This window comes from Peptoniphilus sp. oral taxon 836 str. F0141 (assembly GCF_000179335.1).
Taxonomy (GTDB): domain Bacteria; phylum Bacillota; class Clostridia; order Tissierellales; family Peptoniphilaceae; genus Peptoniphilus_A; species Peptoniphilus_A lacrimalis.
Genome location: NZ_AEAA01000121.1, coordinates 1 through 25,351, shown reverse-complemented (window position 1 = coordinate 25,351; position 25,351 = coordinate 1). Strand labels below are relative to the sequence as shown.

General features: G+C 35.6%; 30 protein-coding genes. 28 read left to right on the top strand and 2 right to left on the bottom strand.

From position 1 onward, the window contains the following. The first annotated feature begins 13 nt into the window (after positions 1-13). The 22 genes from HMPREF9131_RS06360 (at position 14) to HMPREF9131_RS06265 (ending at position 19,287) form a co-directional block, all read left to right on the top strand. Positions 14-391: a GntR family transcriptional regulator gene (locus HMPREF9131_RS06360; RefSeq protein WP_074017833.1), complete on the top strand. Its 378-nt coding sequence runs from the start codon at positions 14-16 to the stop codon at positions 389-391. Further along, positions 388-1,269 (top strand): ABC transporter ATP-binding protein, encoded by an 882-nt coding sequence (locus HMPREF9131_RS06355; RefSeq protein ID WP_009346093.1) that lies wholly within the window; start codon positions 388-390, stop codon positions 1,267-1,269. The genes HMPREF9131_RS06360 and HMPREF9131_RS06355 overlap by 4 nt, the downstream gene beginning before the upstream one ends. 3 nt (positions 1,270-1,272) lie before the next feature. Beyond that, the gene (locus HMPREF9131_RS06350; RefSeq protein ID WP_009346091.1) at positions 1,273-1,917 is read left to right on the top strand and encodes an ABC-2 transporter permease; all 645 of its coding nucleotides are present in this window, start codon (positions 1,273-1,275) and stop codon (positions 1,915-1,917) included. A 10-nt stretch (positions 1,918-1,927) separates the two neighbouring features. After that, positions 1,928-4,138 carry a radical SAM peptide maturase, CXXX-repeat target family gene (locus HMPREF9131_RS06345; protein ID WP_009346040.1) on the top strand — a complete coding sequence of 737 codons (2,211 nt, stop codon included), beginning with the start codon at positions 1,928-1,930 and terminating at the stop codon, positions 4,136-4,138. A 16-nt stretch (positions 4,139-4,154) separates the two neighbouring features. Further along, positions 4,155-4,445 (top strand): CXXX repeat peptide modification system protein, encoded by a 291-nt coding sequence (locus HMPREF9131_RS06340; protein ID WP_009346044.1) that lies wholly within the window; start codon positions 4,155-4,157, stop codon positions 4,443-4,445. Positions 4,446-4,490: 45 nt separating this feature from the next. Next, positions 4,491-4,640 (top strand): hypothetical protein, encoded by a 150-nt coding sequence (locus HMPREF9131_RS08400; protein WP_009346097.1) that lies wholly within the window; start codon positions 4,491-4,493, stop codon positions 4,638-4,640. Positions 4,641-4,719: 79 nt separating this feature from the next. Then, positions 4,720-4,968 carry a hypothetical protein gene (locus tag HMPREF9131_RS06335; protein ID WP_009346075.1) on the top strand — a complete coding sequence of 83 codons (249 nt, stop codon included), beginning with the start codon at positions 4,720-4,722 and terminating at the stop codon, positions 4,966-4,968. A 323-nt stretch (positions 4,969-5,291) separates the two neighbouring features. Continuing rightward, on the top strand, positions 5,292-5,606 hold the full coding sequence (locus HMPREF9131_RS06330; RefSeq protein WP_000420682.1) for a YdcP family protein: 315 nt from the start codon (positions 5,292-5,294) through the stop codon (positions 5,604-5,606). A gap of 15 nt (positions 5,607-5,621) precedes the next feature. Continuing rightward, entirely contained in the window at positions 5,622-6,008 is a 387-nt protein-coding gene (locus HMPREF9131_RS06325) for a YdcP family protein (protein ID WP_000985015.1), read from the top strand. Between the two features lie 28 nt (positions 6,009-6,036). Further along, entirely contained in the window at positions 6,037-7,422 is a 1,386-nt protein-coding gene (locus HMPREF9131_RS06320; RefSeq protein ID WP_000813488.1) for an FtsK/SpoIIIE domain-containing protein, read from the top strand. Between the two features lie 2 nt (positions 7,423-7,424). After that, the gene (locus HMPREF9131_RS06315) at positions 7,425-7,577 is read left to right on the top strand and encodes a hypothetical protein (protein WP_000879507.1); all 153 of its coding nucleotides are present in this window, start codon (positions 7,425-7,427) and stop codon (positions 7,575-7,577) included. 22 nt (positions 7,578-7,599) lie between these two features. Further along, positions 7,600-8,805, top strand: a complete 1,206-nt coding sequence (gene mobT / locus HMPREF9131_RS06310; protein ID WP_000398284.1) for a MobT family relaxase — start codon at positions 7,600-7,602, stop codon at positions 8,803-8,805. Between the two features lie 42 nt (positions 8,806-8,847). Further along, complete coding sequence (locus HMPREF9131_RS06305; RefSeq protein ID WP_001009056.1) at positions 8,848-9,069, top strand: hypothetical protein; 222 nt, start codon at positions 8,848-8,850, stop codon at positions 9,067-9,069. Positions 9,070-9,185: 116 nt separating this feature from the next. Next, positions 9,186-9,683 carry an antirestriction protein ArdA gene (locus HMPREF9131_RS06300; protein WP_000342539.1) on the top strand — a complete coding sequence of 166 codons (498 nt, stop codon included), beginning with the start codon at positions 9,186-9,188 and terminating at the stop codon, positions 9,681-9,683. A gap of 88 nt (positions 9,684-9,771) precedes the next feature. Further along, the gene (locus tag HMPREF9131_RS06295) at positions 9,772-10,164 is read left to right on the top strand and encodes a conjugal transfer protein (RefSeq protein WP_000723888.1); all 393 of its coding nucleotides are present in this window, start codon (positions 9,772-9,774) and stop codon (positions 10,162-10,164) included. Further along, complete coding sequence (locus HMPREF9131_RS06290) at positions 10,148-12,595, top strand: ATP-binding protein (protein WP_000331160.1); 2,448 nt, start codon at positions 10,148-10,150, stop codon at positions 12,593-12,595. The genes HMPREF9131_RS06295 and HMPREF9131_RS06290 overlap by 17 nt, the downstream gene beginning before the upstream one ends. 2 nt (positions 12,596-12,597) lie before the next feature. Continuing rightward, entirely contained in the window at positions 12,598-14,775 is a 2,178-nt protein-coding gene (locus HMPREF9131_RS06285) for a CD3337/EF1877 family mobilome membrane protein (RefSeq protein WP_000804748.1), read from the top strand. Next, the gene (locus HMPREF9131_RS06280; RefSeq protein ID WP_000769868.1) at positions 14,772-15,773 is read left to right on the top strand and encodes a lysozyme family protein; all 1,002 of its coding nucleotides are present in this window, start codon (positions 14,772-14,774) and stop codon (positions 15,771-15,773) included. The genes HMPREF9131_RS06285 and HMPREF9131_RS06280 overlap by 4 nt, the downstream gene beginning before the upstream one ends. Then, positions 15,770-16,705, top strand: a complete 936-nt coding sequence (locus tag HMPREF9131_RS06275) for a conjugal transfer protein (protein WP_001224320.1) — start codon at positions 15,770-15,772, stop codon at positions 16,703-16,705. Before HMPREF9131_RS06280 ends, HMPREF9131_RS06275 begins: the two co-directional genes overlap by 4 nt. A gap of 244 nt (positions 16,706-16,949) precedes the next feature. Then, the gene (locus tag HMPREF9131_RS08285) at positions 16,950-17,066 is read left to right on the top strand and encodes a tetracycline resistance determinant leader peptide (protein ID WP_001791010.1); all 117 of its coding nucleotides are present in this window, start codon (positions 16,950-16,952) and stop codon (positions 17,064-17,066) included. Positions 17,067-17,081: 15 nt separating this feature from the next. Continuing rightward, positions 17,082-19,001, top strand: coding sequence for a tetracycline resistance ribosomal protection protein Tet(M) (gene tet(M) / locus HMPREF9131_RS06270; protein WP_000691736.1), 1,920 nt, complete (start codon positions 17,082-17,084; stop codon positions 18,999-19,001). A 118-nt stretch (positions 19,002-19,119) separates the two neighbouring features. Further along, complete coding sequence (locus HMPREF9131_RS06265; protein ID WP_032459511.1) at positions 19,120-19,287, top strand: cysteine-rich KTR domain-containing protein; 168 nt, start codon at positions 19,120-19,122, stop codon at positions 19,285-19,287. A 59-nt stretch (positions 19,288-19,346) separates the two neighbouring features. Here the strand turns inward: HMPREF9131_RS06265 and HMPREF9131_RS06260 are convergent, their stop codons facing one another. Next, positions 19,347-19,700 carry a helix-turn-helix transcriptional regulator gene (locus tag HMPREF9131_RS06260; protein WP_001227347.1) on the bottom strand — a complete coding sequence of 118 codons (354 nt, stop codon included), beginning with the start codon at positions 19,698-19,700 and terminating at the stop codon, positions 19,347-19,349. A gap of 504 nt (positions 19,701-20,204) precedes the next feature. On the opposite strand from HMPREF9131_RS06260, the gene HMPREF9131_RS06255 reads away from it, so the two are divergent. Together HMPREF9131_RS06255 and HMPREF9131_RS06250 are read left to right on the top strand one after the other, a co-directional pair. Further along, a complete protein-coding gene (locus HMPREF9131_RS06255) occupies positions 20,205-20,627 on the top strand; it encodes a sigma-70 family RNA polymerase sigma factor (RefSeq protein WP_000804885.1) in 423 nt (140 codons plus the stop codon). Next, positions 20,624-20,854, top strand: coding sequence for a helix-turn-helix domain-containing protein (locus HMPREF9131_RS06250; protein ID WP_000857133.1), 231 nt, complete (start codon positions 20,624-20,626; stop codon positions 20,852-20,854). The genes HMPREF9131_RS06255 and HMPREF9131_RS06250 overlap by 4 nt, the downstream gene beginning before the upstream one ends. A 225-nt stretch (positions 20,855-21,079) precedes the next feature. Here HMPREF9131_RS06250 and HMPREF9131_RS08765 read toward each other — a convergent pair whose 3' ends face one another. Further along, complete coding sequence (locus HMPREF9131_RS08765) at positions 21,080-21,331, bottom strand: hypothetical protein (protein WP_001845478.1); 252 nt, start codon at positions 21,329-21,331, stop codon at positions 21,080-21,082. Between HMPREF9131_RS08765 and HMPREF9131_RS06245 the strand changes: the two genes are divergently transcribed. From HMPREF9131_RS06245 to HMPREF9131_RS06230, 4 genes are all read left to right on the top strand, one after another. Beyond that, complete coding sequence (locus HMPREF9131_RS06245; RefSeq protein ID WP_000814511.1) at positions 21,315-21,518, top strand: excisionase; 204 nt, start codon at positions 21,315-21,317, stop codon at positions 21,516-21,518. The genes HMPREF9131_RS08765 and HMPREF9131_RS06245 overlap by 17 nt on opposite strands. 81 nt (positions 21,519-21,599) lie before the next feature. After that, complete coding sequence (locus HMPREF9131_RS06240) at positions 21,600-22,817, top strand: tyrosine-type recombinase/integrase (protein ID WP_001291561.1); 1,218 nt, start codon at positions 21,600-21,602, stop codon at positions 22,815-22,817. 228 nt (positions 22,818-23,045) lie between these two features. Next, positions 23,046-24,545 carry an ABC transporter ATP-binding protein gene (locus HMPREF9131_RS06235; RefSeq protein WP_009346042.1) on the top strand — a complete coding sequence of 500 codons (1,500 nt, stop codon included), beginning with the start codon at positions 23,046-23,048 and terminating at the stop codon, positions 24,543-24,545. A gap of 240 nt (positions 24,546-24,785) precedes the next feature. Further along, positions 24,786-25,076, top strand: a complete 291-nt coding sequence (locus HMPREF9131_RS06230) for a DUF3847 domain-containing protein (RefSeq protein ID WP_009346049.1) — start codon at positions 24,786-24,788, stop codon at positions 25,074-25,076. Positions 25,077-25,351: the final 275 nt, after the last annotated feature.

Genomic DNA, 25,351 nt, shown 5'->3' with positions numbered 1-25,351 from the left:
CAGGAGGTGCAATATCAATATTATAATAAATACCGATTCTAGCGAACCGATTTATGAACAAATCGAAAATCAGATAAAAAAACAAATTATGAATGAAGATTTGAAAACTGGAGATTCTATACCATCTATGAGAGTATTGGCTAGAAATCTTAAGGTAGCTGTAATTACAGTTCAAAAGGCTTATGAAAATTTACAAAAAGATGGATTTATTGAAACTATTCATGGCAAAGGCAGTTTTATATCAGCAAGAAATATTGAATTACAAAAAATAGAAACATATAAAGAAGTGGAAGATTTAGCTAAGAAAATTGTCAAGAGCATACAATCAAGTTCTATTTCAATAGATGATTTGATAGATTTAATAAAAAAGATATATGAGGAGGGGCAATGATGGATTCATATGAAAATAAATTAGCATTAAGGGTATCTGGATTAAATAAAAAGAATAAAACAAATGATTTTTCTTTGAAAAATATAAATATTGAAGTACCTTATGGATCTATTGTAGGAAATATAGGAAGAAATGGAGCGGGGAAAAGTACTACTATTTCTTGTATACTTGGAATGTTTCAAAAAGATGATGGAAAAATAGAGATATTTGGTACTGAAGATTGTAATCAAGTAGATATTAAAAAACACATAGGTGTTGTTTTAGATGACCCAAACTTTTCATTATTATTAACGCCTAATGAGATAAATGAGGTAATGAAATTTAATTATAGTAATTGGGAAGAAGATAGTTTTAAAAATTATTTGAATCGATTTAATTTGCCAATAGACAAGAAAACTAAGCAATTTTCATTTGGAATGAAAAAAAAGTTATCGTTGGCTATAGCATTGTCTCATGAAACAAAACTTCTCATATTAGATGAAATTACTTCAGGGTTAGACCCAGTAAGTAGAGATGAGATTTTATGTATATTATTAGAATTTATAGAAAACCCAGAACACTCGGTATATATATCATCACATATTACAACAGACTTGGAAAAAATAGCTGATTATATAGTTTTTATGGATAATGGTAAAGTCGTGTTGAGCGAAGAAAAAGATGAATTGTTATATAACTATGGGATACTTCGTTGTAATGATACGGATTTAGAAAAAGTCGATAAAACAGACATAATTTCATATAGGAGAGAATATGGGAGAGTAAATATTTTAGTAAAAGATATATCGAAGATAAAGAATAAGTATAAAGAATTTGTTGTAAATAAACCTAATTTTGATGAAATTTTGCTGATTTTGACAGAGGGAGGAGAATCCTAATATATGAAAGGTCTATTATTAGAAATATATTATAAAAATATTAAAAACATATGTGTAATGAATGCGTTTTTGCTTACAATTTGGATTTTGATAAATCTTTTTTCTAGCACGCAAATGCTTGTTTTTGCATATTGCGCAGTTGTAATATTCTCCAACAGTTTATTAATACTTTTATCACAGAGAAAAGATTATGATTTAAAATTGTATAAATACGAGTTCATGTTACCGATAAAAAAGAAAAACATAATTTTGTCAAAATATGTAAGTCAAATAGTTATTATTTTTCTGTCTGTATTAATGTTAGTAATCCTGAATTATATATCAATTCATGCAGGTAAGCATTATTTTGATTATGGTTTTTCGGATTTTATTATTTTATTAAATATTTTGTTAGCTTTTATTCTACAAATGGTATCAATATTTTACTTGGCTTTGTACTTTATTGATTTAGATAAAGGTGATTTGTGGTTAGTAATAGGGCTAATTGGCTCTATTGTGCTTGTAGCTATAGAGATATTTGTGGTTAATAAACTTGGATTTTCTAAGTCAGGTGGAAATGTTGCACTTTGTGTAATATATTTGATGTTATTAATAACATCATGCGTATTGAATTCAAAAAGAATGGAAAATCTAAAATTAGATACTTAGGAGGAAAATGATGGCTATAGCAGACATAAATTCAATACTTAGTAGATCATTTCGAAATGATAGGATTTCTAAAATATCATGGGAAAAAGGTAATTATTTAAATGTAACTATGTGTGTAACAGAAGAATGTAATCTGGAATGTACATATTGTTATATGGTTGGGAAGAATAATTTCAAAAAGATGACATTTGAAACAGCCAAAAAAATAGTAGACTTTATTGTGAATGATCCATATTGTAATAACTTATCAGATAATTTATTGATTGATTTTATTGGTGGAGAACCATTATTAGAAATGGAATTGATAGATAAAATAAGCGATTATATCTGTCTGTTGCTATATAGCAAAAGGCATAAATGGTTTAATAATCTTCAATTTTCCTTTTCCACAAATGGGACATTATATGATTCAAAAATAATGGAAGATTATTTAAAAAAGCACAGGTATCATGCTGGATTTGGATTCAGTATTGATGGAACTAAAGAAAAACATGATTTAACAAGAATTACTAGGGATGGAAAAGGTTCTTATGACAAGGTTATTAAATCGTTTTACAAATACAAACAAGACTATGAGGATGAAATATTTCAAAAATCGACATTTTCAAGTGAGGATTTAGTATATCTAAAAGATAGTATAATTCACTTATGGGATCTTGGATTTAAAAATGTTGAGTCGAATTTAGTTTATGAAGATGTTTGGAAAGAAGAAGATCCAAGTATATTTGAAAATCAACTTAAAGAACTTGCGGATTACATGTTTGAAAGTGGTAGATATTTGACCCATAGTGTAGCGTATTTTGAAAAAAGAAGAGGGTTACCACTTGCTAGTAATTCGTTGAATCAAAATAGGTGTGGAGCTGGATATAAGAGCTTAGCATTTGATACAGATGGGAATATTTATCCGTGTATACGATTTTTAGAAATGTGTTCTGATGATAAAAAGGGAATGATAGTTGGAAGTATAGATAAAGGTGTAGATTATAATGCCTTGAGAGCTTTATGTGGAACTACTTGGACTTCTGTAAGTGATGAAGAATGTAATAATTGTAATGTTGGAACTGATTGTGGTTGGTGTGTAGCACAAAATTATCAGGAGAATGGCTCTTTATATAACAGAGTAAAGCATATATGCGAAATGCATAAGGCTAATGTGAGGGCAAATAAATATTTTTGGAAAAGATATGAATTAGAGACAGGGAAGACATCAGATAGAGTTATTGAAAAGGTGTTGTTTTCAAAACATAATGAACTTAAATATGTTTATTTTATTACATCAGATGATGCACCTTCTTTTTGCAATTATACAAAGCGATATAATGAGGGGAATTATATGTCTAAGGACTTATATGATAATGCTTTGAAATTTTGTCTAGACAATGAAGTATTGCCTATTTTTCTGGGTAGTTATGAAATTGATTTAGATAGTGAAAAGAAAGTGTTCTTTGAAATAGACAGGAGAAGAATTTTTAAAAATCCGCAAAGATCTATAACTGTAGTTGATGAATATTCAGAAAATATAGAGACACCAGTTATAAACTACATTTTGAGAAAAAATGAGATTAGAAAGTTAAAAAACACAATTGAGAGGTTTTGCAACAACGGAATTAAACGAATAAATCTGTTTATTAGTGATATGAATTTGTGGAACGATAGTGACATTACACTATATGAAGATCAATTGCATGGATTATGTGAGTATGTTGTAGATTTATTTGTTGAAAGAGGTGTTTTTCTACAGATAAATGTTTTGAGTGACAGAATAATGCTAGAAAAGAACGAGACTAGGGATTGTGCAGCAGGGATAAATTCAGTTGCACTGGCTCCAAATGGTAAATTTTATGTATGCCCAGGATTCTATTTTACTAATCCTGACTGGAATATAGGGAATCTAAAAGATGGAATAGATTTCTCTGAAAAGCGTAAATATTTTAGGGGCAAGTCGGCAATGTGCTTAGAATGTGATGCAAATGCATGTAAGAGATGTTTATTAGATAATAAAATTACAACAGGTGAGGTAAATGTTCCTTCATCTACTCAATGCAAAATATCATTCGTAGAGGCAAATGCACAGAAATACTTTGCAAACTTATTGCAAGAAAATAATGAAGTTTTAAATATATATATTCCAGATGATCTTAAGATATTGAAATACAATGATTATGTTTCAAAAATGATTTTTAATGATGAGAGAGCAATTGCTGATAAATGGAATTATTAAGTGAGAAGGTATAAAAATGGATTGTGAGAGGAATATAGAATTAACATCAGAAGAAGTAAAAAATCTTATGATTAGAGTTCAAAAATTTAATTCGATTAGAACTATTGACTTGATTATAAGAAATAATCCTAATATAGTTGGTGAATTTGATATGGACGAAAGCATATTTGCAAATGTTGAGACTGAGCTTTTATATGCTGATAAAAATTGTAGAAAATGGTGGAATGAAATTTGTGAAAAATACAAATTGCAAAAAGATTTGGGGTTCAGGGTAGATTATGAATCCTGCGTTTTAACATTGCTATAATTGCATTAATTCAATTATAAATATATTTGGAAAGGAGGGCATTGTATGGATTTTATGCTTTACACAAAGCCAAATACACCTGACATAGTACCTTTTGCTTGTGGATATCATGACAGATGTAAGGGTTGTAGAAATGCTTGTACAGGCTGTAGCTCAGGGTGCAAAGGTTGTACAGGTGGATGGTTTATAGGTTAGGTGTTAAAAAAATAAGAAAGCTCGTAAATGAGCTTTCTTATTTCATTTTAAGAAGTAATTAAATAATTGTGGTGTGGAAATGAAAAAGAAAAAAAGCATAGTTTATAACATAAAAGTGGTTAAAATAATAAAAGAATGTACACCTAGTCAAATTCCATTGATTATAGCAAATGCCGTTTTAAAAAGTGTTCAAGCCATTATAAATATTTTGTTGTTTAAGTATGTTTTTAATATGTTAATAAATAAAGTTGAATACGATGCTTTGATAACAAATATAATTATAATTTTCTTTACTAATATGATTATTTTAATGATAAAAATAGCATAAAAATCTAGTTATCCGCATAAAAACTGGACTTATCACACTTTATCAAGGTCAAAACCACTCAATTTACTACTAATTTACTACTTATGAATGAGCTTTGATACGACGATTTATCCTTGAAAAGTGAAGATATAAAGATACTTCCAATAAAATTTGAATATTTAATAGGTAGACACTTCAAAAAATGAGGTGTCTATTTTTTTACCCGATTTTGAAAGGAAGTGAACTTATGAAAACAAAAAATCAAGAATCAAAAGGTCGTTCCCCACTCTTTAAGACCATCAAACATTCATTCAGCCAATAAAAAAGAAAGGATAGGTAAAAATATGGAACTTAAATTTGTGATTCCCAACATGGAAAAAACATTCGGCAATTTAGAATTTGCTGGCGAGGATAAAGTCGTTCAGCGAAGAATCAACGGACGGCTAACTGTCTTATCAAGAAGCTATAATCTCTATTCTGATGTTCAAAGAGCAGATGATATTGTGGTGGTGCTTCCTGCTGAAGCTGGCGAAAAACATTTCGGCTTTGAGGAACGTGTGAAGTTAGTCAATCCACGTATTACCGCAGAGGGCTACAAAATCGGCACTCGTGGTTTTACAAATTACCTTTTACATGCTGACGACATGATAAAAGAATAAAGAAAGAGAGGAAAAATGATGAGATTAGCAAATGGCATTGTATTAGATAAAGACACGACTTTTGGAGAATTGAAATTCTCTGCTCTACGTCGTGAAGTGAGAATCCAAAATGAAGACGGGTCGGTTTCAGATGAAATCAAGGAACGTACCTATGACTTAAAATCCAAAGGACAAGGACGCATGATTCAAGTAAGTATTCCTGCCAGCGTGCCTTTGAAAGAGTTTGATTATAACGCACGGGTGGAACTTATCAATCCCATTGCGGACACCGTTGCTACTGCCACCTATCAAGGAGCAGATGTTGACTGGTATATCAAGGCAGACGATATTGTGCTGACAAAGGATTCTAGTTCATTCAAAGCTCAACCACAAGCAAAGAAAGAACCGACACAAGACAAATAGTCGCTAGGTAGAAAGGAGACTTTTTCGTATGAAACAGCGTGGTAAAAGGATTCGCCCATCTGGTAAAGATTTAGTCTTTCATTTTACGATAGCGTCACTCCTGCCTGTTTTCCTGCTGGTTGTCGGACTGTTTCATGTGAAGACAATCCAGCAGATCAACTGGCAGGATTTTAACCTATCACAAGCAGATAAGATTGACATTCCCTATTTAATTATCAGTTTCAGTGTCGCAATTCTTATCTGCTTGCTGGTAGCGTTTGTATTCAAACGGGTTCGCTATGATACGGTTAAACAACTTTACCACCGTCAAAAACTGGCAAAGATGATACTTGAAAACAAGTGGTATGAATCTGAACAGGTCAAAACAGAGGGTTTCTTTAAAGATAGTGCTGGTCGTACAAAGGAAAAGATAACCTACTTCCCTAAAATGTATTATCGACTTAAAAATGGCTTGATACAGATACGGGTGGAAATCACGCTGGGAAAATATCAAGACCAACTCTTACACTTGGAAAAGAAATTAGAGAGTGGCTTGTACTGTGAGCTGACGGATAAAGAGTTAAAGGATTCCTATGTGGAATATACTTTGCTCTATGACACCATAGCCAGTCGTATTTCTATTGATGAAGTAGAAGCTAAAGATGGTAAACTTCGCTTAATGAAAAACGTATGGTGGGAATATGATAAGCTCCCTCATATGTTGATTGCTGGTGGTACAGGTGGCGGTAAAACTTACTTTATACTGACACTGATTGAAGCCTTGCTTCATACAGATTCAAAACTGTATATTCTTGACCCGAAAAATGCTGACCTTGCGGACTTAGGTTCTGTGATGGCAAATGTCTACTATAGAAAAGAAGACTTGCTTTCTTGCATTGAAACATTCTATGAAGAAATGATGAAACGTAGTGAGGAAATGAAGCAGATGAAGAACTATAAGACTGGCAAAAATTATGCTTACTTAGGTCTCCCGGCACACTTCTTAATCTTTGATGAATACGTCGCTTTCATGGAAATGCTGGGAACAAAAGAAAACACCGCAGTTATGAATAAGCTGAAACAGATTGTCATGTTAGGTCGTCAAGCTGGCTTCTTTCTAATACTGGCTTGTCAACGTCCAGACGCAAAATATTTAGGCGACGGAATCCGTGATCAGTTTAATTTCAGAGTGGCTTTAGGTCGTATGTCTGAAATGGGCTATGGCATGATGTTTGGCAGTGACGTACAAAAGGATTTCTTCTTAAAGCGAATCAAAGGTCGTGGCTATGTTGATGTAGGAACAAGTGTCATATCAGAGTTTTATACTCCCCTTGTACCAAAAGGATATGATTTCTTGGAGGAAATTAAAAAGTTATCCAACAGCAGACAGTCCACGCAGGCGACGTGCGAAGCGGAAGTCGCAGGTGTGGACTGATCTTGCTGGCTGGTGTGGCAATAGCCACGCCAGCACTTAACCCCCCGTATCTAACAGGGGGGTACAAATCGACAGGAAACAGTCAAAAAAACATTAGAAAATCCTTTGGTTACAAGGGATTTACAAAATTTCAGCGTATGTCAAATGGGCTTTAAAAGTTGACATACGCCTTTTTGATTGGAGGGATTTTTACTGAATGAACAAACTTGGTTACAGCATTTAAAAGAAAAACGCTTGGCTTATGGACTATCTCAAAACCGTTTAGCTGTTGCGACTGGTATTACAAGGCAGTATCTAAGCGATATTGAAACAGGAAAAGTCAAGCCATCAGAGGATTTACAGCAGTCCCTTTGGGAAGCTCTGGAACGCTTCAATCCCGACGCTCCCCTTGAAATGCTGTTTGATTATGTAAGGATTCGCTTTCCGACAACAGACGTACAGCAGGTGGTCGAAAACATCTTACAACTGAAACTGTCCTATTTTCTTCATGAGGACTATGGTTTCTATTCTTATTCAGAGCATTATGCTTTAGGCGACATATTCGTCCTTTGCTCCCATGAACTGGACAAAGGAGTTCTGGTGGAATTGAAAGGTCGTGGGTGCAGACAATTTGAAAGCTATCTTCTGGCACAACAAAGAAGCTGGTATGAGTTCTTTATGGACGTTTTGGTGGCTGGCGGTGTGATGAAACGCCTTGACCTTGCCATTAACGATAAGACAGGGATTTTGAATATCCCTGTACTCACTGAAAAGTGCCAACAGGAAGAATGTATCTCCGTCTTCCGCAGTTTTAAAAGCTATCGCAGTGGCGAACTGGTACGCAAAGAGGAAAAGGAATGTATGGGAAACACCCTCTATATCGGTTCATTACAAAGTGAAGTTTATTTCTGTATCTATGAAAAGGACTACGAGCAGTACAAGAAAAATGATATTCCCATTGAAGACGCAGAAGTAAAAAACCGTTTTGAGATTCGATTGAAAAATGAGCGTGCCTATTATGCAGTCCGTGATTTACTCGTCTATGACAATCCAGAGCATACCGCCTTTAAAATTATCAATCGGTATATCCGTTTTGTAGATAAAGACGATTCCAAACCTCGTTCTGATTGGAAACTGAATGAAGAATGGGCTTGGTTTATTGGGAACAATCGTGAACGATTAAAACTAACCACAAAACCAGAGCCTTACTCCTTCCAAAGGACGCTGAACTGGCTATCTCATCAAGTTGCCCCGACCTTAAAGGTTGCGATTAAACTTGATGAAATCAACCAGACGCAGGTTGTAAAAGACATTCTCGACCATGCGAAACTGACAGACCGACACAAGCAGATTTTGAAGCAACAGTCAGTAAAAGAACAGGACGTGATAACAACAAAAAAATAACTCAAATACAAATTCATTGAATATAGAGAGGAGAACATTTTTATGAATTTTGGACAAAACCTTTATAACTGGTTTCTATCAAACGCTCAATCACTGGTGCTTTTAGCAATCGTTGTGATTGGCTTGTATCTTGGCTTCAAGCGTGAGTTTAGCAAACTGATTGGCTTTTTAATTATTGCGATTATTGCGGTTGGCTTAGTCTTCAACGCTGCTGGAGTAAAAGACATTTTACTAGAGCTATTCAATCGCATTATTGGTGCTTAAATAAAACCGTTCTTTTGTGGAATATAAGTGGTTTTCTTATGTTCCGCAAAGGAATGGTACACCAAACGAAGTGCGGTAGGGATTTTTGAATCTCTACAAAGAAAGGACGTGAATATATGGACGATATGCAAGTCTATATTGCGAATTTAGGCAAATACAATGAGGGCGAATTGGTCGGTGCGTGGTTTACCTTTCCCATTGACTTTGAGGAAGTCAAAGAGAAAATCGGCTTGAATGATGAATATGAGGAATACGCCATTCATGACTACGAGTTACCCTTTACGGTTGACGAATACACTTCCATTGGCGAACTCAATCGACTATGGGAAATGGTATCGGAATTACCCGAAGAATTACAATCGGAGCTATCTGCTCTGCTCACTCATTTTTCAAGCATTGAAGAACTAAGCGAACATCAAGAGGATATTATCATTCATTCCGATTGTGATGATATGTATGACGTGGCACGCTACTACATTGAAGAAACGGGTGCTTTAGGCGAAGTACCAGCTAGTCTTCAAAACTATATTGATTATCAAGCCTATGGTCGGGATTTAGACCTTTCAGGAACGTTTATCTCAACCAATCATGGGATTTTTGAAATCGTCTATTAAATCTGTCGGTACATTACTACTGGCAGATTTTCTATTTTACGGGGTGGCTCAATCAGCTACCCCTATTTTTTATGAAAGGATTGATTACATGAAGAAAATACGAAGCTATACCAGTATCTGGTCTGTGGAAAAGGTACTGTATTCTATCAATGATTTTAGACTTCCGTTTCCCATAACCTTTACGCAAATGACATGGTTTGTCGTGTCACTCTTTGCAGTGATGATACTTGGCAACTTGCCCCCTCTTTCCATGATAGAGGGAGCATTTCTCAAATACTTTGGGATTCCTGTGGCTTTCACATGGTTTATGTCTACAAAAACTTTTGATGGTAAAAAGCCTTATGGATTTTTGAAGTCTGTCATTGCTTATGCACTGCGACCAAAGCTGACCTATGCAGGAAAAAAAGTAACGCTTGGCAGAAACCAGCCACAAGAAGCCATTACAGCAGTTAGGAGTGAATTTTATGGCATATCCAATTAAATACATTGAAAACAATCTCGTCTGGAATAAAGACGGGGAATGTTATGCTTACTATGAGCTTGTTCCTTACAATTACTCATTTCTAAGTCCAGAACAGAAAATACAAGTGCATGATTCTTTCAGACAGCTTATCGCACAAAATCGTGATGGCAAAATTCATGCTTTACAAATCAGTACAGAATCCAGCATACGTTCTGCACAAGAGCGTTCCAAAAATGAAGTCACTGGCAAGCTCAAAGCGGTTGCCTATGACAAAATCGACCAACAGACAGACGCTTTAATATCCATGATTGGCGAAAATCAAGTGAACTACCGTTTCTTTATCGGCTTTAAGTTGCTTCTCAACGATCAGGAGTTTTCTATGAAAAGTCTTACCGTTGAAGCAAAAAATGCTTTGTCTGATTTTGTCTATGATGTGAACCATAAGCTGATGGGCGATTTTGTTAGTATGAGTAATGATGAAATCCTGCGTTTTCAGAAGATGGAAAAGCTCTTAGAAAATAAAATCTCTCGTCGTTTCAAAATCCGCAGGTTAGATAAGGACGACTTCGGCTATCTGATTGAACACCTTTACGGACAGACAGGCACTGCCTATGAAGAGTATGAGTACCATCTATCAAAGAAAAAGCTGGATAATGAAACGCTGATTAAATACTATGACTTGATTAAGCCTACTCGCTGTTTGGTGGAAGAAAAACAGCGATATTTGAAAATCCAGCAGGAAGATGAAACCGTCTATGTAGCTTACTTTACCATTAACAGCATTGTCGGAGAACTGGACTTCCCGTCCTCTGAAATCTTCTACTACCAGCAACAGCAATTTACATTCCCGATTGATACGTCAATGAATGTGGAAATTGTAGCGAATCGTAAAGCCCTATCTACTGTCCGCAATAAAAAGAAAGAACTGAAAGACTTGGATAACCACGCTTGGCAAAGTGATAATGAAACCAGCTCCAATGTGGCGGAAGCTCTGGAAAGTGTGAATGAGCTGGAAACCAATTTAGACCAAAGCAAGGAATCTATGTACAAGCTGTCTTATGTGGTAAGGGTATCAGCAAATGATCTTGACGAACTCAAACGTCGTTGTAATGAAGTGAAAGATTTTTATGACGATTTAAGCGTAAAACTGGTACGACCATTTGGGGATATGCTCGGCTTACATGAAGAATTTTTACCTGCCAGCAAGCGTTATATGAATGATTATATTCAATACGTGACCTCTGATTTCCTCGCTGGTTTAGGTTTTGGTGCTACTCAAATGCTGGGGGAAAATGAGGGGATTTATGTTGGCTACAGCTTAGATACTGGACGCAATGTCTATCTGAAACCTGCTCTTGCCAGTCAAGGGGTTAAGGGTTCAGTAACCAATGCGTTAGCGTCGGCTTTTGTTGGTTCGCTGGGTGGTGGTAAATCCTTTGCGAATAACCTTATCGTCTATTATGCGGTGCTTTATGGGGCACAAGCAGTGATTGTAGACCCAAAAGCAGAACGTGGCAGATGGAAAGAAACCTTGCCAGAGATTTCCCATGAAATCAATATCGTCACTCTGACTTCTGATGAGAAAAACAAAGGCTTACTTGACCCTTATGTGATTATGAAAAATCCCAAAGATTCTGAATCACTGGCTATTGATATTCTGACATTCCTTACGGGGATTTCCTCTCGTGATGGGGAACGCTTCCCAATCCTTAGAAAAGCCATTCGTGCAGTAACCAATAGTGAAGTACGAGGGTTGATGAAAGTGATTGAGGAATTACGGGTTGAGAATACGCCACTAAGTACCAGTATAGCCGACCATATCGAAAGTTTTACAGACTATGACTTTGCACATTTATTATTCAGTAATGGTTATGTGGAGCAGTCTATCAGCTTAGAAAAACAACTGAACATTATACAGGTTGCGGACTTGGTACTTCCCGACAAGGAAACTTCCTTTGAGGAATATACCACTATGGAGCTTTTATCCGTTGCTATGCTGATTGTCATTAGTACCTTTGCTTTAGACTTTATCCATACAGACCGAAGCATTTTCAAGATTGTAGATTTAGACGAAGCATGGAGCTTTTTACAGGTAGCACAAGGAAAAACACTATCTATGAAGCTGGTTCGGGCTGGTCGTGCTATGAACGCTGGGGTATATTTCGTGACCCAAAATACAGACGACCTCTTAGATGAAAAACTGAAAAATAACCTCGGCTTAAAATTTGCATTTCGTTCCACTGACCTTAACGAGATTAAAAAGACCTTAGCCTTTTTTGGTGTAGACCCAGAGGACGAAAACAATCAGAAGCGATTGCGTGATTTGGAAAACGGGCAATGCCTTATCAGTGATTTATATGGTCGTGTCGGTGTGATACAGTTCCACCCTGTATTTGAAGAACTGCTCCATGCCTTTGATACCAGACCACCTGTGCGAAAAGAGGTGTAAATGTGAAACCATCAATAGTAAACAGAATAAAATCAAACTGGACGCTGAAACGTCTAGGTAAAGTGGCAATGACAGTGGCTTTCACACTTGTGATTGCCATTTTTCTTTTAGCCATGCTGGGAACGGTGGTTCAAGCTGCGGGCTTGGTAGATGATACGGTCAATGTGGCAAATGAATACAGCCGATACCCACTTGAAAACTATCAACTGGATTTTTATGTGGATAATAGCTGGGGCTGGCTTCCGTGGAACTGGTCGGACGGGATTGGAAAACAGGTCATGTATGGACTATATGCCATTACCAATTTTATTTGGACAATCAGTTTGTATGTTTCCAATGCGACAGGTTACTTAGTACAGGAAGCCTATTCCTTAGACTTCATTTCCGCTACAGCAGATTCCATTGGTAAGAATATGCAGACCTTAGCTGGTGTGAGTGCAAACGGATTTTCAACAGAGGGTTTCTATGTTGGATTCCTCTTACTCTTGATTTTGGTTCTTGGGGTTTATGTTGCCTATACGGGACTGATAAAGAGAGAAACCACAAAGGCAATTCATGCCATTATGAATTTTGTGCTGGTGTTTATCCTATCGGCTTCCTTTATTGCCTACGCTCCCGACTACATTAAAAAAATCAATGACTTTTCATCAGACATCAGTAATGCCAGTTTATCACTTGGCACGAAGATTGTCATGCCCCATTCCGATAGTCAAGGCAAGGACAGCGTGGACTTAATCAGAGATAGCCTGTTTTCCATACAGGTTCAGCAACCGTGGCTACTGCTTCAATACAACAGTTCAGACATTGAAAGTATCGGTATTGACCGTGTGGAAAGCCTGCTCTCCACCAGCCCAGATTCCAACAATGGCGAAGACAGAGAAAAAATTGTTGCGGAAGAAATTGAAGACAGAAGCAATACCAATCTAACCATTACAAAGACCATTAACCGTTTAGGTACAGTCTTCTTCCTATTTGTCTTCAATATTGGGATTTCCATATTTGTATTCCTATTAACAGGAATCATGATTTTCTCGCAGGTACTTTTTATCATCTATGCTATGTTTCTGCCTGTGAGCTTTATTTTAAGCATGATTCCATCATTTGATGGTATGTCAAAACGAGCCATAACAAAGCTCTTTAATACCATTTTGACACGAGCTGGAATCACATTGATTATTACGACAGCATTTAGTATTTCAACCATGCTCTATACCTTATCGGCTGGTTATCCGTTCTTTTTGATTGCTTTTCTACAGATTGTGACCTTTGCAGGAATCTACTTCAAGCTGGGCGATTTAATGAGTATGTTTTCTCTACAGAGTAACGATTCTCAAAGTGTGGGAAGTCGTGTGATGAGAAAACCTCGTATGCTTATGCACGCTCACATGCACCGTCTACAGCGGAAACTTGGACGTTCCATGACTACTCTAGGGGCTGGGTCTGCCATTGTTACAGGTAAAAAAGGACAGTCGGGTTCGGGGAGTTCTGCAAGGACACAAGCAGATCACTCCCGACCAGACGGAAAGGAAAAATCAACACTTGGAAAACGTATCGGTCAAACCATCGGTACAGTAGCTGATACCAAAGACAGAATGGTAGACACTGCTAGTGGTTTGAAAGAACAGGTTAAAGATTTGCCGACCAATGCAAGATATGCAGTATATCAAGGAAAATCCAAAGTAAAAGAGAATGTCCGTGATTTAACCAGTAGTATTTCTCAAACCAAAGCGGACAGAGCCAGTGGACGCAAGGAACAGCAGGAACAAAGGCGAAAAACCATTGCGAAGCGTCGCTCTGAAATGGAACAGGTCAAACAGAAAAAACAGCCTGCTTCTTCTGTTCATGAAAGACCGACTACAAGACAAGAACAATATCATGATGAACAGACCTCAAAACAGTCTAATATTCAGACTTCATATAAGGAATCTCAACAAGCCAAACAAGAGCGTCCAGCAGTTAAGTCCGATTTTTCAAGTCCAAAAGTGGAACGCCAAGGCAATACCGTTCAAGAAAAAACCGTTCAAAAGCCAGCAACTTCAACCACTACAGCAGATAGAACTTCACAACGTCCAATCACAAAAGAACGTCCGTCTACTGTTCAAAGAGTACCACTACAAAATACAAGAAGTAGACCACCAATCAAAACCGCCACCATTAAGAAAGTCGGTAAGAAACCATGAAGTTGAAAACTTTAGTGATTGGTGGTTCTGGATTATTCTTGATGGTCTTCTCACTGCTTCTGTTTGTTGCCATTTTATTTTCAGATGAACAGGACAGCGGAATTTCCAATATTCATTATGGAGGTGTGAATGTTTCCGCAGAAGTGCTGGCTCATAAGCCTATGGTAGAAAAATATGCCAAAGAATATGGCGTTGAAGAATATGTCAACATACTTCTTGCGATTATACAGGTGGAATCGGGCGGTACTGCGGAAGATGTTATGCAGTCCTCGGAATCCCTCGGTCTTCCACCTAATTCATTGAGTACAGAAGAATCCATTAAGCAAGGTGTGAAGTATTTCAGTGAATTATTAGCCAGTAGCGAAAGGCTCAGTGTAGATTTAGAATCGGTTATCCAGTCCTACAATTATGGTGGTGGTTTCTTAGGGTATGTGGCTAATCGTGGAAATAAATATACCTTTGAACTGGCTCAAAGTTTCTCAAAAGAGTATTCAGGTGGCGAAAAAGTGTCTTACCCCAATCCCATAGCCATACCTATCAATGGGGGCTGGCGATACAACTATGGCAATATGTTTTATGTGCAACTGGTAACGCAGTATCTTGTCACAACAGAGTTTGATGATGATACGGTACAAGCCATCATGGACGAAGCACTGAAATATGAGGGCTGGCGATACGTTTACGGTGGAGCTTCCCCGACTACTTCTTTTGATTGTAGCGGACTGACACAATGGACGTATGGAAAAGCTGGAATTAACTTACCACGAACCGCACAACAGCAATATGATGTGACCCAGCATATCCCACTATCGGAAGCACAAGCTGGCGATTTGGTTTTCTTTCATTCTACCTATAACGCTGGCTCTTATATTACTCATGTTGGGATATACCTTGGCAATAACCGTATGTTTCATGCAGGCGACCCAATCGGTTATGCCGACTTAACAAGCCCCTACTGGCAACAGCATTTAGTGGGAGCAGGACGAATCAAACAATGAGAAAGGAAGATTTAATGATGAAATTTAGAAAAAATCAGAATAAAGAAAAACAGATACCAAAGGAAAAGAAACCTCGTGTCTACTATAAGGTCAATCCTCATAAAAAGGTTGTGATTGCCTTGTGGGTACTTTTAGGGCTTAGTTTCAGCTTTGCGATATTCAAGCACTTTACAGCTATAGATACTCATACTATTCACGAAACAACTATCATAGAAAAGGAATACGTTGATACTCATCATGTAGAAAATTTTGTAGAGAACTTTGCGAAAGTCTACTATTCATGGGAGCAATCCGATAAGTCCATTGATAATCGAATGGAAAGTCTAAAAGGCTATCTGACAGATGAACTTCAAGCTCTCAATGTTGATACAGTACGCAAAGATATTCCTGTATCGTCTTCTGTAAGAGGATTTCAGATATGGACGGTAGAGCCAACTGGCGACAATGAGTTTAATGTAACCTACAGTGTAGACCAGCTCATTACAGAGGGAGAAAATACAAAGACCGTCCACTCTGCTTATATAGTGAGTGTCTATGTAGATGGTTCTGGAAATATGGTACTGGTTAAGAATCCGACCATTACCAACATACCTAAGAAATCAAGTTATAAACCAAAAGCCATTGAAAGTGAGGGGACGGTTGATTCCATTACAACCAATGAAATCAATGAGTTTTTAACGACGTTCTTCAAGCTCTATCCTACAGCGACAGCCAGTGAACTTTCCTACTATGTGAATGACGGGATATTAAAACCAATCGGAAAAGAGTACATCTTTCAAGAACTGGTAAATCCTATTCACAATCGTAAGGATAATCAAGTCACGGTATCGCTGACAGTGGAGTATATCGACCAGCAGACCAAAGCAACGCAGGTATCTCAATTTGATTTGGTACTTGAAAAGAACGGGAGTAATTGGAAGATTATAGAATAACAAATATTGGTACATTATTACAGCTATTTTGTAATCACGTACTCTCTTTGATAAAAAATTGGAGATTCCTTTACAAATATGCTCTTACGTGCTATTATTTAAGTGACTATTTAAAAGGAGTTAATAAATATGCGGCAAGGTATTCTTAAATAAACTGTCAATTTGATAGCGGGAACAAATAATTAGATGTCCTTTTTTAGGAGGGCTTAGTTTTTTGTACCCAGTTTAAGAATACCTTTATCATGTGATTCTAAAGTATCCAGAGAATATCTGTATGCTTTGTATACCTATGGTTATGCATAAAAATCCCAGTGATAAAAGTATTTATCACTGGGATTTTTATGCCCTTTTGGGTTTTTGAATGGAGGAAAATCACATGAAAATTATTAATATTGGAGTTTTAGCTCATGTTGATGCAGGAAAAACTACCTTAACAGAAAGCTTATTATATAACAGTGGAGCGATTACAGAATTAGGAAGCGTGGACAAAGGTACAACGAGGACGGATAATACGCTTTTAGAACGTCAGAGAGGAATTACAATTCAGACAGGAATAACCTCTTTTCAGTGGGAAAATACGAAGGTGAACATCATAGACACGCCAGGACATATGGATTTCTTAGCAGAAGTATATCGTTCATTATCAGTTTTAGATGGGGCAATTCTACTGATTTCTGCAAAAGATGGCGTACAAGCACAAACTCGTATATTATTTCATGCACTTAGGAAAATGGGGATTCCCACAATCTTTTTTATCAATAAGATTGACCAAAATGGAATTGATTTATCAACGGTTTATCAGGATATTAAAGAGAAACTTTCTGCCGAAATTGTAATCAAACAGAAGGTAGAACTGTATCCTAATATGTGTGTGACGAACTTTACCGAATCTGAACAATGGGATACGGTAATAGAGGGAAACGATGACCTTTTAGAGAAATATATGTCCGGTAAATCATTAGAAGCATTGGAACTCGAACAAGAGGAAAGCATAAGATTTCAGAATTGTTCTCTGTTCCCTCTTTATCATGGAAGTGCAAAAAGTAATATAGGGATTGATAACCTTATAGAAGTTATTACTAATAAATTTTATTCATCAACACATCGAGGTCCGTCTGAACTTTGCGGAAATGTTTTCAAAATTGAATATACAAAAAAAAGACAACGTCTTGCATATATACGCCTTTATAGTGGAGTACTACATTTACGAGATTCGGTTAGAGTATCAGAAAAAGAAAAAATAAAAGTTACAGAAATGTATACTTCAATAAATGGTGAATTATGTAAGATTGATAGAGCTTATTCTGGAGAAATTGTTATTTTGCAAAATGAGTTTTTGAAGTTAAATAGTGTTCTTGGAGATACAAAACTATTGCCACAGAGAAAAAAGATTGAAAATCCGCACCCTCTACTACAAACAACTGTTGAACCGAGTAAACCTGAACAGAGAGAAATGTTGCTTGATGCCCTTTTGGAAATCTCAGATAGTGATCCGCTTCTACGATATTACGTGGATTCTACGACACATGAAATTATACTTTCTTTCTTAGGGAAAGTACAAATGGAAGTGATTAGTGCACTGTTGCAAGAAAAGTATCATGTGGAGATAGAACTAAAAGAGCCTACAGTCATTTATATGGAGAGACCGTTAAAAAATGCAGAATATACCATTCACATCGAAGTGCCGCCAAATCCTTTCTGGGCTTCCATTGGTTTATCTGTATCACCGCTTCCGTTGGGAAGTGGAATGCAGTATGAGAGCTCGGTTTCTCTTGGATACTTAAATCAATCATTTCAAAATGCAGTTATGGAAGGGATACGCTATGGTTGCGAACAAGGATTATATGGTTGGAATGTGACGGATTGTAAAATCTGTTTTAAGTACGGTTTATACTATAGCCCTGTTAGTACTCCAGCAGATTTTCGGATGCTTGCTCCTATTGTATTGGAACAAGTCTTAAAAAAAGCTGGAACAGAATTGTTAGAGCCATATCTTAGTTTTAAAATTTATGCGCCACAGGAATATCTTTCACGAGCATACAACGATGCTCCTAAATATTGTGCGAACATCGTAGACACTCAATTGAAAAATAATGAGGTCATTCTTAGTGGAGAAATCCCTGCTCGGTGTATTCAAGAATATCGTAGTGATTTAACTTTCTTTACAAATGGACGTAGTGTTTGTTTAACAGAGTTAAAAGGGTACCATGTTACTACCGGTGAACCTGTTTGCCAGCCCCGTCGTCCAAATAGTCGGATAGATAAAGTACGATATATGTTCAATAAAATAACTTAGTGTATTTTATGTTGTTATATAAATATGGTTTCTTGTTAAATAAGATGAAATATTTTTTAATAAAGATTTGAATTAAAGTGTAAAGGAGGAGATAGTTATTATAAACTACAAGTGGATATTGTGTCCTGTATGTGGAAATAAAACACGATTAAAGATAAGGGAAGATACTGAATTAAAAAAATTCCTCCTCTATTGTCCGAAATGCAGACAAGAAAATTTAATTGAAATAAAGCAGTTCAAAGTAACTGTGATTACAGAGCCAGACGCAAAGACGCAGAGCCGATAAAATGAGATTAATACAATCTCATTTTATCGGCTCTTTCCGTTATGTATGGATTCTTTTAATTAGTCTTCGATGTTTCTTGCTTCGTTGATACCGCTGGCTAAAGATTCCATTAAGGATAGTTCTTTGTCTGTAAAGCTATCCATGTATTTCTCTATCTGTAATCGTCGGGTGCTTTTTACCAAGTTATTAGCAGGTAAGAAAAATTCATCAACGGAAACATGAAGTAACGATACAAGGTCATAAAGAACTTGTATGCTGGGGTGTTGCCCTTTATTTTCAATATTAGTTAAGTACCGTGGGTCAATTTCAATCAATGCTCCCACTTGTTCACGAGTTAAACCTCGTTTCAATCGAGCTTCTTTAATGGCTAAACCAAAGGCTCTAAAATCATATTTATCTTCTTTTTTACGCATAGTAGACCACCTCTATACATTTTATTGTTCCTACTGAATTAAAAACAGGTATAGAAAAACGTGTTATATGGTTTATAGGTTTATATTTAATAAAAAGCACTACTAAACGCCAATAAAAAAAACCGTTATATGGTAGTGCTATTTACGCTGTTAAAATATTGTATATTACTTCCAAATGGCGGTTTGTTGGAGGTCAACGTCGCCATGAAGTACATCATATACAATAAATTTCCTTACATTGGGTTCTTGTCAAAAAAAGTCGTCTATCTGCAATAGATAAGTACGTCCACCAATGTGGTTTTATAAATCATATAGATAGAATAACAGAAGCATGTAAACAGAGAAATAAATCTGTTTATATGCTTTTTTGGCTATTCAGAACTTTTTTACAAAGTTTATTTATCAGTAATGCAACAAATCCCCCTTTCACATTGGGACTAAGAGTGAAAGGAGATAAACGAGCAAGGCTCACTTCCTTTCCTAGACAGAAAGGGGGTGAGAAACATGAAACCATCTTCTTTTCAGACCACAATAGAAAATCAGTTTGACTATATCTGTAAACGTGCTATGGAAGACGAGCGAAAGAATTATATGCTTTATCTTTCAAGGATTGCAAAGCGTGAGGTGTCCTTTTCGGATGTTGGCGATTATCTTGTTAGCCAGTTTGCGACAACAGATAACTATTCAACTGACTTTCAGATTTTTACACTCAATGGGTTATCAGTAGGCGTTGAAAATGATTTGTTGAGTGAAGCATTACGTGAGTTGCCAGACAAGAAACGTGAAATTCTACTGCTGTTTTACTTTATGGACATGAGCGATTCAGAAATTGCAGACCTGTTGAAATTGAACCGTTCTACTGTCTATCGGCATAGAACCAGTGGACTAGCCTTAATTAAAAAGTTTATGGAGGAATTTGAAGAATGAAAACACAATATCCTATGATTCCCTTTCCTCTCATTGTAAAGGCAACAGATGGCGATACCGAAGCGATTAACCAGATTCTACATCATTACAGAGGGTACATAACGAAGCGTTCCCTACGACTTATGAAAGATGAATATGGCAATCAAAGTATGGTCGTTGATGAAGTCTTACGTGGAAGAATGGAAACCAGACTGATTACAAAGATTTTGTCATTTGAAATTAAGTAATATCCTCTCTCCTTTCGTGGAAGCGTGCTAAACCATTCCACGCTTCCCGAACAGGGAGGTTTGTTATTCCACCAAAGCATATTGAGCTTTCAATGTGTTTTGATAGGCTAACGAGCCATTGTTCTTTGAAAACTGAATAAAAGTAATCGAATACGTTTCGATAAGAAAAGAGCCAACGGAACTAACCGCCATGACCTATCTTATAAAGATAGCGAGCGATTCATGTTAGTGATCCGAGAAGCAATCTTTAGCAGGATTGCCTGCAACGACATTCTTATCGTGATAATGATACTCCCATACAGTCAATAGTCCGAGCGTGATAAAACCGTCGCAGGCAATGAGTATGGCTACATGAGAACCATGCAGGGGTGGAACTCCCGTGAGCTTTGCTAAAGCTGTTCGATTGCTGGTAAAACAACTTTTATGAAATCCAAATAAGTGATTTGGAAAGGAGGATTTTATGAAGCAGACTGACATTCCTATTTGGGAACGTTATACCCTAACCATTGAAGAAGCGTCAAAATATTTTCGTATTGGCGAAAACAAGCTACGACGCTTGGCAGAGGAAAATAAAAATGCAAATTGGCTGATTATGAATGGCAATCGTATTCAGATTAAACGAAAACAATTTGAAAAAATTATAGATACATTGGACGCAATCTAGCGTCGCCAAAGGGTCTTGTATATGATAAAATAGTATTAAGTCGTATCAAGGCTCTTTCCATAAAGGAAAGGAGCAAATGCCATGTCAGAAAAAAGACGTGACAATAAAGGTCGAATCTTAAAGACTGGAGAGAGCCAACGAAAAGACGGAAGATACTTATACAAATATATAGATTCATTTGGAGAACCGCAATTTGTTTACTCGTGGAAACTTGTGGCTACAGACCGAGTACCAGCAGGAAAGCGTGATTGTATCTCACTTAGAGAGAAAATCGCAGAGTTACAGAAAGACATTCATGATGGTATTGATGTTGTAGGAAAGAAAATGACACTCTGCCAGCTTTACGCAAAACAGAACGCTCAAAGACCAAAGGTTAGAAAAAACACTGAAACTGGACGCAAATATCTTATGGATATTTTGAAGAAAGACAAGTTAGGTGTAAGAAGTATTGACAGTATTAAGCCATCAGACGCTAAAGAATGGGCTATTAGAATGAGTGAAAATGGTTATGCTTATCAAACCATCAATAACTACAAACGTTCTTTAAAGGCTTCATTCTATATTGCTATACAAGATGATTGTGTTCGGAAGAATCCATTTGACTTTCAACTGAAAGCAGTTCTTGATGATGATACTGTCCCTAAGACCGTACTAACAGAAGAACAGGAAGAAAAACTGTTAGCCTTTGCAAAAGCTGATAAAACCTACAGCAAAAATTATGATGAAATTCTGATACTCTTAAAAACAGGTCTTCGTATTTCAGAGTTTGGTGGTTTGACACTTCCAGATTTAGATTTTGAGAATCGTCTTGTCAATATAGACCATCAGCTATTGAGAGATACTGAAATTGGGTACTACATTGAAACACCAAAGACCAAAAGTGGCGAACGTCAAGTTCCTATGGTTGAAGAAGCCTATCAAGCATTTAAGCGAGTGTTAGCGAATCGAAAGAATGATAAGCGTGTTGAGATTGATGGATATAGTGATTTCCTCTTTCTTAATAGAAAGAACTATCCAAAAGTGGCAAGTGATTACAACGGCATGATGAAAGGTCTTGTTAAGAAATACAATAAGTATAACGAGGATAAATTGCCACACATCACTCCACATAGTTTGCGACATACATTCTGTACCAACTATGCAAATGCAGGAATGAATCCAAAGGCATTACAGTACATTATGGGACATGCTAATATAGCCATGACGCTGAACTATTACGCACATGCAACATTCGATTCTGCAATGGCAGAAATGAAACGCTTGAATAAAGAGAAGCAACAGGAGCGTCTTGTTGCTTAGTAGTACAAATGAATTTACTACTTATTTACCACTTCTGACAGCTAAGACATGAGGAAATATGCAAAGAAACGTGAAGTATCTTCCTACAGTAAAAATACTCGAAAGCACATAGAATAAGGCTTTACGAGCATTTAAGAAAATATAAAAAGATAATTAGAAATTTATACTTTGTTTATTTGAAATATATTTATAGAGCAGTTTTTTATAGCTAAAAACAAAAGAATTATAGTGGGTCATTTTCAAAAATTACTGCTTGATAAGAGTGTTAAATTTGAGCTAGAGTGTTTTGAAAAAATGGAATATTACGATGAATTTAAAAAATCTAAAGATCAGATAGAGAAAAGAATAGAAGATATTCAAGAAACACTTTCAAATTTTGTGACATCAATTTTAGGAATTGGTGCATTTATTGGTTTAATAATAACTATGGAACCAATTGTAATTATATTTTCATTTTCAAGTGTATTAATGTCCTTATTTTTAAATAAAAAAGCTATAAGTATGCAATATGATTTTTATGAAAAAATAACACCATTAGAGCGAAAAGTGGATTATTTTCTTAAAATTAGTACTGATAGAGAATATGCTAAGGATGTAAGAATGCACTCTGGATTCGTATCTTTGATTAAAATGAAATTTAACTATAATTTGTCAAATATAATTAAAATAATTAAAAGTTTTTCTAAAAAATACTCATATGTATTAGTGTTTCAGAACTTGATTGTTCAAGGCGTTAATCTGATTACAGTAATTTATATTGTACGAAAAGTTTTCTTTAAATTAATTTCTATAGGAGATTTTGTAGCACTAGCCGGCAGTAACCAGCGATTGATTGAGTATATCAGCACATTATTCAGGGTTATTCCAGAAATATATGAACATGGTTTGTATTTAGAAAATCTATTCAATTTTTTGGAATACAATGTAAAAGTATATGATGGTGAAGTAGATTATGTTGATGAGAAAAATCTTGAGATACAGTTAGAAAATGTTAGTTATATGTATCCAGAAACAAATGTATATGCCATAGAAAACCTAAATATGAAAATAAGGCAAGGAGAGAAAGTTGCTATAGTTGGTGAAAATGGAGCAGGTAAATCTACATTAATAAAATTATTGTGTAGATTATATGATCCCACATCGGGTCGTTTATATTTTAAAAATGAATTATATAAAGATTTAAAAATAAATATTATAAGGGACAATATAAGTGTTCTTTTTCAGGATTTCAAAATGTATTCGTTACCTATAATTGATAATGTTTTAATGAAAGAAGTAACAGAGAAAGATGTTGATTTTGGGAATGTAATAGAAGTGCTACGAGTACTAAGAATGTTGCAAAGGATAGAAAATTGTGATAACGGGATATTCACAGAAATATCTAGAGAATTTAGTAATAAAGGGACTTTATTTTCGGGAGGAGAGGAGCAACGTATTGCAATAGCGAGAATTTTTTCTCAAGACAAAAAAATATACATTTTTGATGAACCATTAAGTAATATAGACCCTCTTGCTGAGAGTGAAATATTTGATTTATTGATGGAGAAATGCTCTGATAAGACTCTAATATTAATATCTCATCATCTGTCTAATTTATATAAAATGGATACAATATACTTCTTAGAAAATGGTAAAATAAAAGAAAGTGGTTCACATGAACAATTGATGGCAAAAAAAGGAGAGTATTATAATATGTATATGCGACAATCGGAAAGATATTTAAGGTAGCAATTTTAATTCAATATAAGATATATTGGTAAGAAAAACTTAGCCTTTTTAAATCTTAAATTTGAGGAAATTATTATAAAATAATAAAAAAATAATGGAACAAATGGAGAAAGAATAAAAAATAGAAAATCATTATAGATACATAGATGATATTTCAAAAGACATAAAATTTTAATAGTGAAACTTTGAAAGGGATAGCAGAAATGTTATCTCTTTTTTAATACAAGAAAGGAGATCAGTATGAAAAATTTAGATCAAATAAGACAAGAGTCAAAAGAAATAAAAGATAAAATTGATGATACAGAAGAAAGATTAAGGCAACTAAAAAATCAAGAAAAGAAGATATTAAAACAAGACATAATAAAAAGAAGAAAAGAAAGAACTCATAGGCTAATAACTAGAGGAGCAATATTAGAAAGCCTTATAGAAAATGCAGAAGAACTAACAGATGAAGAAATAAAAATCCTACTAGAAGAAGCAACAAAGACAAAAGAATTCAAAGAAACACTAAAAATAATGAGAGAAAATTAAGAAAAATAAAATAATCAAATATCCCTTAGATTTTCTAAGGGCGCAATTATACACCCTAAAGGGTGCTTGCGTCCTGCGGAGCCAAACCCTTGCAGGGAGCAACAACCATTCGCTTTTTAAAAGTCAAGGGTAAATAAACTCGCTAACGCTCGCCCTTGACTTTTAAAATTTGAAATGAAAGTAACAATTAAGCCGACATACTGAAACAACAAAAATTAATTCAGTAGTCGGCTTTTTCTATTCTATCATTTCAAAACGCTCATTCACAAGGTGGC